This is a genomic window from Stenotrophomonas sp. GD03777 (assembly GCF_029842485.1).
Taxonomy (GTDB): domain Bacteria; phylum Pseudomonadota; class Gammaproteobacteria; order Xanthomonadales; family Xanthomonadaceae; genus Stenotrophomonas; species Stenotrophomonas sepilia.
Genome location: NZ_JAOCGL010000126.1, coordinates 1 through 9,654 on the forward strand (window position 1 = coordinate 1; position 9,654 = coordinate 9,654).

Sequence of the window (9,654 nt, forward strand, 5' to 3'; positions counted from 1 at the left end):
CCTCGGCGCGCGCGCTGGCGGCCAGTTCGGCGTCGGACATTTCCACTTCCTTGCCCGGCAGCAGGGTGTAGAAGTCGTACTGCGTCGCGGCGGGCTTCTCCGGTTCGGCCGGCTTCGGCGTGGCCGGCTGCGCGGCCGGCTGGCTGCCGACATCGCTGTCGGCATCAGCGACCGGGGCCGGCTGCGCGTTCGGGTTCGGCTGCGGACCGGCACGCAGGAAGCCATCGCCTTCGCCCTTGAACAGGTTCGGCGCCGCCAGGAACACCACGGCGGCGATCGCCACACCGGCCACCAGCCACACCCATCCGGGGGTGCCCTGGCTGCTGCTGTTGCGTCGTGCCTGGGTTTTGCCGCGTCGTGCTGCCATGTGTACTGCGTCTCCTGATGCTTACATTTTTTCCGGGGCACTCACGCCCAGGAGTTCGAGGCCGTTGGCCAGCACCTGGCGCGCCGCGCAGGCCAGGGTCAGCTTGGCGTTGCGATCGGTGGCGTCGTCCACCAGCACCGGCGTCCCGTGATACCACGTGTGGAAGGCATGCGCCAATTCACGCAGGTACTGCGCCACCAGGTGCGGCTCCAGCGCCACGCCGGCCGCTTCCACCACTTCCGGATACCGCGAGATCTCGTTCATCAGCCCCAGCGAGGCATCGTCGGCCAGGCGGCCCAGATTGGCCAGGCCATTGCCCTGCTCGTACACAAGGCCCTTTTCCTGGGCCTGGCGCAGCAGGCTGCAGACGCGGGCGTGCGCGTACTGCACGTAGAACACCGGATTGTCGTTGCTCTGCTGGCGGGCCAGGTCGATGTCGAAGGTCAGCTGCGAATCGGGCTTGCGCGCGATCAGGAACCAGCGGGTCGCATCGCGGCCGGCCTCCTCGATCAGGTCGCGCAGGGTGAAATAGCTGCCGGCACGCTTGGACAGCTTCACTTCCTCGCCGCCGCGCATGACGGTGACCATCTGGTGCAGCACGTATTCCGGCCAGCCCTGCGGGATGCCCACTTCCAGCGCCTGCAGGCCGGCGCGTACGCGCGCCAGCGAGCCGTGGTGATCGGCACCCAGTTCGGTGATCGCGCGCTCGTAGCCGCGCTGCCACTTGGACAGGTGGTAGGCCACGTCCGGTACGAAGTAGGTGAAGGTGCCGTCGGACTTGCGCATCACGCGGTCCTTGTCGTCACCGAAATCGGTGCTGCGCAGCCACAGCGCGCCGCCTTCCTCGTAGGTGTGCCCGGAGGCCTGCAGCTTGGCCACGGCCTCGGCGACCTTGCCATCGGCGTACAGCGAGCTTTCCAGGAAGTAGATGTCGAAGTCGACGCCGAAGGCGGCCAGGTCCAGGTTCTGCTCGTTGCGCAGGTAGGCCACGGCGAAGCGACGGATCGCCTGCATGTCGTCCGGGTCCTTGGCGCCGACCACCAGCGTGCCTTCCAGGTCAACGCTGGCGCCGGCCATGTAGGCGCGGGCAACGTCGGCGATGTACTCACCGCGGTAGCCGCCTTCCGGCCAGCCTTCCTGGTCCGGCGCAATGCCCTTCACGCGGGCCTGCACCGACAGCGCCAGGTTCTCGATCTGCACGCCGGCGTCGTTGTAGTAGAACTCGCGCTTGGCGTTCCAGCCGTTGGCGTCGAGCACGCGGGCCACGCAGTCGCCGATAGCCGCCGCGCGGCCATGGCCGACATGCAGCGGGCCGGTCGGGTTGGCCGACACGTACTCCACGCCCACCGTGCGGCCATTGCCGGACAGGTTGCGGCCGTAGTCGTGGGCTTCCTTGATGACCGACGCGGCTTCGCGCTGGTACGCAGCCGGAGCCAGGTGGAAGTTGATGAAGCCAGGGCCGGCGATCTCGACCTTGCTGACGTCCTCGCTGCGCGGAAGCGCCTCGACCAGCGCCTGAGCCAGTGCGCGCGGATTGCTGCGCGCGGCCTTGGCCAGCAGCATCGCGGCGTTGGTGGCGAAGTCGCCATGGTCACGGGTCTTCGGGCGCTCGACCACGAAGTCCGGCGGCAGGGAGTCGGCGGGCAGGGTGCCATTGGCGCGCAAGGCTTCGATGCCTTGGCTGATCAGGGCGCGGAGGAGATTTTTCACGAGGCCTGCTGTGAGAATGAGCGGCGGAATCGCCCATTTTAGCGCAGATACCCGCGCCCACGCTGACCAGAACATGCCTGTGGGGGGTACCTGCCCGGCCCTGGTCAGGCCCGCTCAGCCGAACAGGCGTGGCTGGGGCGGGGACAGCAGGCCCCGTTCAGCAAACGAAACGGGGCGGCCTTCGCCGACCACGAAGTGGTCCAGCAGGCGTACGTCCACCAGTGCCAGCGCCTGCTGCAGTTCATCGGTGATCCGGGTATCGGCGCCGGAGGGTTCCGGGTCGCCGGAGGGGTGGTTGTGGCTGAGGATCACCGCTGCCGCATTGTGCAGCAGGGCTCGCCGCACCACCTCGCGGGGGTAGACCGGGGCGGCATTGATGGTGCCCTGGAACAGTTCCTCGCAGGCGATCAGCCGGTGGCGGTTGTCCAGGAACAGCGCCATGAAGATCTCGCGGGCCTGGCCGCGCAGGCGGTGCTGCAGGTAGCGGCCGACCGCGGCTGGGTTGTTGCCGACCGCCTCGCCCTGCTGAAGCTCGGCGGCCAGGTAGCGATGGGCCAGTTCCAGGCCGGCGGCCAGGGCACAGCTTCGTGCCGGCCCCAGCCCCGGCAACCGGGCCAGCTCGCGGGCCGGGCGGTCCAGCAGCACGCGCAGGGGGCCATGCGCCTGCAACAGGTCGCGGGCGGTCTGCACCGCGTCGCGTCCACCGAAGCCGGAGCCGAGAAACAGCGCCAGCAGCTCTGCGTCGGACAACGTGGCGGGGCCGCGGGCGATCAGCTTCTCGCGGGGACGTTCCTGCTCGGGCCAGTCATGGATGGGCATGCCTGCATCATCGCCAGCGCGCGTGATGCGTCCCATCAGGGCAGGGCGCACGCCCGGGTAGGCTGTTGCCTCAGTCGCGTCGCGACTGCAGATAGGCGAACAGCTCCTGGTTGTTCTGCAGCCCCAGCTTGCGCTTGGCTTCGGCCTTCTGCCGGCTGATCGTTTTCGGGCTGCGGCCGCAGTGGACGGCGATGGCGTTCACTTTCAGCCCGGCGGCCAACAGGTCCAGCACTTCCTGTTCGCGGGCCGACAGCGCCGCCGGCTCACGCGCGAACATCAGGTCGCGCGCCTGCAGGTGGTCGCGCAGCTGCTGCGAGACGAACACCTGCCCAGCCATGGCCGCGTTCAGGGCCTGCGGCAACTCGCCGAAATCGGCGCACTTGTCGACCAGGCCACTGACACCTTCACGCAGCAGGCCATCGAGCAGGCCGGGGTGACGGGCGCCGGTAAGCACCACCACGGGCATGCCCGGGTGGCGTGCGCGCAGCTCAGCGATCAGTTCCGGGCCATCCGGGCCGGTGCCCGGCATGGAGAGGTCGGTCAGCACCGCGTCGCAGCCGTGGTGCTCGACCAGCTGCAGCAGCTGGGCGCCGTCACGCGCGCTGCCGACGACCTCCATCAGATGGGTCTGCAGCACGATGCGGATGCCGTGCAGGACGACGGGATGGTCGTCGGCGATGATGATGCGCGGGTGCACGCGGAATCCTCGAAAAGCGAAGCGGCACACCTGCGGTGGCCACTGACGATTCTGCAAACGTGGCCGGCCAACAGGTATAGGAAAGTTCCGAATCGCAGTGTCTTGAACCCCGGAAGCGTTGTGGCGCAAGTCCCATCTGCTGATAGCCGCCCGCTATGTGTGCCGTGTACCGGGACATTACCGACCATCGGGTAAGCTAATGCCCTCGTTTGCACAGGAATTCCAGGTGGCTGACTCCCCCAACGCTTCCCCCGCGCCGGCCCGCGCGCTGGAAGGCCAGAAACTGCTGTTGTGCGTCGGAGGCGGGATCGCGGCCTACAAGGCCCTGGAGCTGGTGCGGCGCCTGCGTGACGCGGGCGCCCAGGTGCAGGTGGCGATGACCGCCGGCGCCCAGCAGTTCGTCACCCCCCTCAGCTTCCAGGCCCTGTCCGGGCAGCCGACCCGCACCACGCTGTGGGACAGCGCCGCCGAGCAGGCCATGGGCCACATCGAGCTGGCCCGCTGGGCCGACCGCATCGTGGTCGCGCCGGGTACCGCCGATCTGCTGGCGCGGCTGGCCCAGGGCCATGCCGATGACCTGGTCAGCACCCTGTGTCTGGCCAGCACCGCACCGCTGACGATCTGCCCGGCAATGAACCACCGGATGTGGCTGCATCCGGCTACCCAGGCCAACATCGCCCTGCTGCGCCAGCGCGGTGCGCAGGTGATCGGCCCGGTCGATGGCCCGCTGGCCGAAGGTGAATCCGGCCCCGGTCGGCTGGCCGAACCGGGCGACATCGTGGCCGCGCTGGCGACCAATGGCGGGGTCGTTGCGACGGTTGCCGCGCCGGAAACCCGTGCCCTGCAGGGGTTGCGCCTGCTGATCAGTGCCGGCCCGACCTACGAAGACATCGATCCGGTGCGCTACGTCGGCAACCGCAGCAGCGGCAAGATGGGCTTCGCCCTGGCCGCCGCCGCCGCCGCGCTGGGCGCGCAGGTGGTGCTGGTCAGTGGCCCGGTACAGCTGCCGACGCCGCCGGGCGTGCAGCGCATCGATGTGCGCTCGGCCGCGCAGATGCGCGATGCCGTACTGAAGTCGCTGCCCGCCGACATCTATATCGGTGCCGCCGCAGTGTCCGACTACACCCCGCGCCAGGTCGCCGCGCAGAAGCTGAAGAAGACCGCCGACAGCCAGTCGCTGGTGATCGAGCTGGTGCGCACGCCGGACATCCTGGCCGAAGTCGCCGCGCAGACGCAGTCGCTGAAGCTGGTGGTCGGCTTTGCCGCCGAGACCCATGACGTGGAGAAATATGCTCGCGGCAAGCTGATCGACAAGCGCCTGGACCTGGTGATCGCCAACCAGGTCGGCATCAGTGGCGGTGGTTTCGAGAGCGACAACAATGCCGCCACGGCCTTCTGGCAGGACGGTGAACAGGTATTCCCGGCCACCTCCAAGCGCGAACTGGCCGAACAACTGCTGGCGCTGATCGCGCGGAGACTCCAGGCATGACCCAGGCATCCCTTTCCCAACCGCTGCAGATCAAGCTGCTCGATCCGCGCTTCGGCGACAGCTGGCCGCTGCCGGCCTACGCCACCGAAGCCAGCGCCGGCATGGACCTGCGCGCGGCGCTGGATACCGCGCTGACCCTGCAGCCGGGCGACACCGCGCTGGTGCCCAGCGGCCTGGCCATCCACATTGCCGACCCGAACCTGTGCGCGGTGATCCTGCCGCGTTCCGGGCTGGGCCATCGGCATGGCATCGTGCTGGGCAACGGCACCGGCCTGATCGATGCCGACTACCAGGGGCCGCTGCTGATCAGCGTCTGGAACCGTGGCCGCGAGGCCTTCACCATCGAGCCCGGCGATCGCATCGCGCAGCTGGTGGTGGTTCCGATTGCCCGCGTCAGCCTGCAGGTGGTGGATACTTTCACCGACAGCGTGCGGGGCACGGGTGGATTCGGCCATACCGGGGTGCGTTGACAGGGGACATCGATGAGCGGCATCGGGGAAGGACAGCGGGGACGGTCGTTGGGTCGCAGTGCACCACTACTGGGGGTGCTGCTGATCCTGCTGGCCGGCTGGTTCGGATGGAGCGCGGTGCAGCAATGGCGGCAGGAGGCCAACGGCCAGGCGCTGGAAGAAGCGCGCGACCAGGCCGTGCAGGGCCTGCAGCAGGCCGCTGCAGGCCAGTTGCAGCAGCTGCAGCAGCAGTTGAAGAACGATCGCGTGCAGCAGGCGCTGCAGGCCGGCGATGCCGCTGCAGCGGCGCTGGCCGTGCGCGAGAGCTGGACCGGGGTTGAGCAGGTCGAGGTGCTGACGGCCGATCTGGCCAACGCCTATGCCGATCCGGCCACCTTCGGGTATGCACGCCTGGCCCTGCTGGAAGCGGCGGTGGCTGAGGGCAAACCCAGCCTGCGCGTCGTCCGCGATGGTGGCGGCAATCGCCTGGGCCTGGCTGCGCCAGTGCAGCTGGGCAGCCTGGGGCCGGCCGTGATCTATGTCCGCCAGCCGCTGCTGCGGCTGACCTCGCCGCTGGACCAGGTGCGTGCGCCGTCCGCCGGCTTCCTTGGCCTGCGCCAGGGTGGCTTCGATCTGGTCACCCAGGGCGACGTGGGCCTGTCCGAAAGCGCCGAAGCCCTGGCGCGCCCGGTTGCAGGCACGCCGCTGCGGCTGGTCGCGTCGGTGCCGAATGTCGACGCCGGTCCGCTGGGCCTGGGCGCGCTGGCCAGCGCCATTGTGGCGTTGCTGCTGGCGTTCATTGCCGTGTTGCTGGTGGTGGGACGTGACCGACTGCCGAAGTCGCTGCCCCTGCCGCGCCGCGCCGCAGCGTCCGAGGCCGACCATGGCCCGACCCTGAGCGAGAGCCTGCAGCAGGCGCCGCCACCCGAGGCCGCTGTGACCGGCAGTGGCGATGCCGCGCCACCGCCGCCACCGCCAGTGCCCGCTGAAGAGCTGGCCGCCGGCATCTTCCGTGCTTATGACATCCGCGGCGTGGTGGGCAGTGAACTGACACCGAAGACCGCGGCGCTGATCGGCCAGGCCATCGGCACCGTGGCACTGGAGCAGGGCCTGCGCGAGGTGGTGATCGGTCGCGATGGCCGCCTGTCCGGACCCGAGCTGACGGCTGGGCTGGCCGAGGGCCTGCGCCGTGCCGGCTGCGCGGTGATCGACATCGGCCTGGCGCCGACCCCGCTGGTGTACTACGCCGCCTTCCATCTGCGTACCGGCACCTGCGTGGCAGTCACCGGCAGCCACAATCCGCCCGAGTACAACGGCTTCAAGGTGGTCATTGGCGGAGAGACGCTGTCCGGCGATGCCATCACCGATCTCTACCAGCGCATCGTCGAGGGCCGCCTGGTGCAGGCCGCTGAGCCCGGTGACTACCAGCAGCGCGATGTCAGTGCCGACTACATCCAGCGCATCGCCGATGACGTGCAGCTGGACCGCCCACTGAAGGTCGTGGCCGATGCCGGCAATGGCGTGGCCGGCGCACTGGCGCCGCAGCTGCTGGAAGCGATCGGCGCCGACGTCATTCCGCTGTACTGCGATGTCGACGGCACCTTCCCCAACCATCATCCCGACCCGAGCGAACCGGCCAACCTGGAAGACCTGGTGCAGACGGTCAAGCGCTTTGGCGCCGATCTCGGCGTTGCCTTCGATGGCGACGGCGACCGGCTGGGCGTGGTGACCGGCGAAGGCCGGATCATCTACGCCGATCGCCTGCTGATGCTGTTTGCTGCCGATGTGTTGATGCGCAATCCGGGCGCGATGGTGATCTACGACGTGAAGTGCACCGGCAAGCTGTCCGACCACGTGTTGCGCAACGGTGGCAGCCCGCTGATGTGGAAGACCGGGCATTCGCTGATGAAGGCGAAGATGCGCGAGACCGATGCCGAGCTGGCCGGCGAGATGAGCGGCCACTTCTTCTTCAAGGAACGCTGGTTCGGTTTCGACGACGGTCTGTACGCCGCTGCGCGATTGCTGGAGATCCTGGCCCAGCGCGAGGAAACGCCGGGCGAGGTGCTGGGCGAGCTGCCGGAAATGGTCGCCACGCCGGAGCTGAAAGTACCGGTGGCCGACGGGACGCCGCATGCCCTGGTGGCGATGCTGGTGGCGGCGGCGCAGTCCCCGGACAACCCGTATGTGGGTGGCCGCATGTCGACCATCGACGGGCTGCGCGTGGACTTCGCCGATGGCTGGGGCCTGGTGCGTGCCTCCAATACCACGCCGGTGCTGGTGCTGCGCTTTGAAGGCAACGACGAGGCGGCACTGGAACGCATCCAGGCCCTGTTCCGCAGCCAGCTGCAACCAGTGCTGGGCGACACCCCGCTGGGGTTCTGACCCCTTTGGAAGCTGCAGCAGAATGGGTAGTGCCGGCCGCTGGCCGGCAAGCCCATGAACCTCACACACCCTGCAGTTGCCGGCCAGCGGCCGGCACTACCCCTTGAACCGCAACCCCACGCCCGGCTCGGTGAACAGGTAGCGCGAATCCAGCGCCGAATCGCCCAGCTTGTGCCGCAGCTTGCCGACCAGGATGCGCAGGTAGTGGGTGTCGTGCTGGTGGGTCGGCCCCCAGATCTCCTGCAGGATCTGCGGCTGGGTCACCACCCGTCCGGCATTGCGCAGCAGCAGCGACAGCAGCGCGTATTCCTTGCGGGTCAACGCCACCGGCTCACCCTGCAGGGCGACTTCGCGACGCACCAGGTCCACGTGCAGGTGGCCATCGTCGAACACCGGCGGTGTGCCATCGGTCGGCACGCTGCGCGTGCGCAGCAGCGCCCGCACGCGCGCCATCAGTTCCTGCGTGCCGAACGGCTTGGTCACGTAGTCGTTGGCGCCGGTATCCAGTGCGCGCACCTTCTCGGCTTCGCCGGCGCGCACGGTCAGCATGATCACCGGCACCTGGCTCCACTGGCGCAGCTGTTCCAGGACCTCGTGGCCTTCCATGTCCGGCAGGCCGATATCCAGGATCACCAGGTCCATGTCCTCGCTGGCGGCCAGCTGCAGGCCTTCCTGGCCGGTGGCGGCCTGCCGCACCTGGTAGCCCTGCGCGCGCAGGCTGATGTCCAGGAACCGGCGGATCTGGGTTTCATCATCGATCACCAGCACGCGTGCGGCCGGCACGCTGGCATCAATCGGGGTCGGGCTCATCGTGGGAGGCTGGCTTGAGCAGGGGCAGGGTGATGCGGATCAGGGTACCGCGACCGTCGCGTCCGGGCAGCGCCTGCACGCTGCCGCCATGTGCGCCGATCATGCCCTGGCAGATGGTCAGGCCCAGGCCGGTGCCGTGGCGGCCTCGGTCACCGCGCTCGACGCTGTAGAACATGTCGAAGATGCGCGCGCGCTCGTCATCGGGAATGCCGGGACCGGCGTCGATCACGTCGATGCGCAGCTGGCCGTCCAGCTCGCGCGCCTGTACCTGCACGGCGGCGTCGGGCGGCGAGAACTTGGCCGCGTTCTCCATCACGTTGAACACGGCCTGTTCGACCAGCGCCGGGTGCACCCAGATCGGTGCCAGCGTGGCTGGAATGTCCAGCTCCAGCCGCACCTTTGGCTGGTAGCGCTGCAGGCGCCGTGCCGCCGAGCCGATCAGCTCGTCCACGCCGATCCAGTCGCGGTTGATCTTCAGCCCTTCGTGGCCGAGCCGGGTCATGTCCAGCAGGTTCTGGATGTAGCGGTCCAGCCGTTCGCCCTCGACCAGGATGGTGTCCAGCAGGGCGCGGCGATCAGCGGTATCCATCGCTGCACCGTAGCTGGCCAGGCTGTCGGCCGACCCGATCATCGCCGCCAGCGGCGAGCGCAGGTCGTGCGACACCGAGGAGAGCAGGGCCGAGCGCAGCCGCTCGGTCTCGTTGCTGACGTGCGCCTGCTCCAGTTCCGCCACCAGCCGCGTGCGCAGCGCGGCCTGGGCGATGTCATCGACCATCGCTTCGGCCAGCTGCCGCTGCTCGGGCAGCAGGCGCGCCTGTGCGCCGGGCAGGTACAGGCCGGCCACGCCGATCGCACGGTCTTCGCCGTCCAGCAGCGGCAGGAACCACCATTGCGCGCCGGCCAGGGTATCGGTGAAACGCCCGCTGGGCTG

Annotated in this window: 8 protein-coding genes and 1 pseudogene; 3 read left to right on the top strand and 6 right to left on the bottom strand. The window is 68.9% G+C overall.

Annotation, left to right across the window (positions count from 1 at the left end):
- The 4 genes and pseudogenes from N5E02_RS18525 to N5E02_RS18540 form a co-directional block, all read right to left on the bottom strand.
- Positions 1 to 367, bottom strand: a pseudogene (locus tag N5E02_RS18525) (sporulation protein); the annotation flags it as partial.
- Between the two features lie 21 nt (positions 368 to 388).
- Positions 389 to 2,077: an arginine--tRNA ligase gene (argS, locus tag N5E02_RS18530; RefSeq protein ID WP_005420518.1), complete on the bottom strand. Its 1,689-nt coding sequence runs from the start codon at positions 2,075 to 2,077 to the stop codon at positions 389 to 391.
- Between the two features lie 114 nt (positions 2,078 to 2,191).
- Entirely contained in the window at positions 2,192 to 2,896 is a 705-nt protein-coding gene (gene radC, locus N5E02_RS18535; RefSeq protein WP_014035697.1) for a DNA repair protein RadC, read from the bottom strand.
- A 70-nt stretch (positions 2,897 to 2,966) separates the two neighbouring features.
- Entirely contained in the window at positions 2,967 to 3,593 is a 627-nt protein-coding gene (locus N5E02_RS18540; RefSeq protein WP_061478747.1) for a response regulator transcription factor, read from the bottom strand.
- A gap of 199 nt (positions 3,594 to 3,792) precedes the next feature.
- Here N5E02_RS18540 and coaBC point away from each other — a divergent pair, with 199 nt between their 5' ends.
- The 3 genes from coaBC to N5E02_RS18555 are packed head-to-tail and all read left to right on the top strand — an operon-like array spanning position 3,793 to position 7,913.
- Positions 3,793 to 5,082, top strand: a complete 1,290-nt coding sequence (gene coaBC / locus N5E02_RS18545) for a bifunctional phosphopantothenoylcysteine decarboxylase/phosphopantothenate--cysteine ligase CoaBC (protein WP_005420512.1) — start codon at positions 3,793 to 3,795, stop codon at positions 5,080 to 5,082.
- Positions 5,079 to 5,552, top strand: coding sequence for a dUTP diphosphatase (dut, locus tag N5E02_RS18550; protein ID WP_279946589.1), 474 nt, complete (start codon positions 5,079 to 5,081; stop codon positions 5,550 to 5,552). Before coaBC ends, dut begins: the two co-directional genes overlap by 4 nt.
- A 12-nt stretch (positions 5,553 to 5,564) precedes the next feature.
- Complete coding sequence (locus tag N5E02_RS18555; RefSeq protein WP_279946590.1) at positions 5,565 to 7,913, top strand: phosphomannomutase/phosphoglucomutase; 2,349 nt, start codon at positions 5,565 to 5,567, stop codon at positions 7,911 to 7,913.
- Positions 7,914 to 8,009: 96 nt separating this feature from the next.
- On the opposite strand, the gene N5E02_RS18560 is transcribed toward N5E02_RS18555, so the two are convergent.
- The gene (locus tag N5E02_RS18560) at positions 8,010 to 8,723 is read right to left on the bottom strand and encodes a response regulator transcription factor (protein ID WP_005420506.1); all 714 of its coding nucleotides are present in this window, start codon (positions 8,721 to 8,723) and stop codon (positions 8,010 to 8,012) included.
- A partial coding sequence (locus N5E02_RS18565; protein ID WP_279946591.1) for an ATP-binding protein occupies positions 8,704 to 9,654 on the bottom strand: 951 nt, incomplete at its 5' end. The genes N5E02_RS18560 and N5E02_RS18565, both read right to left, overlap by 20 nt.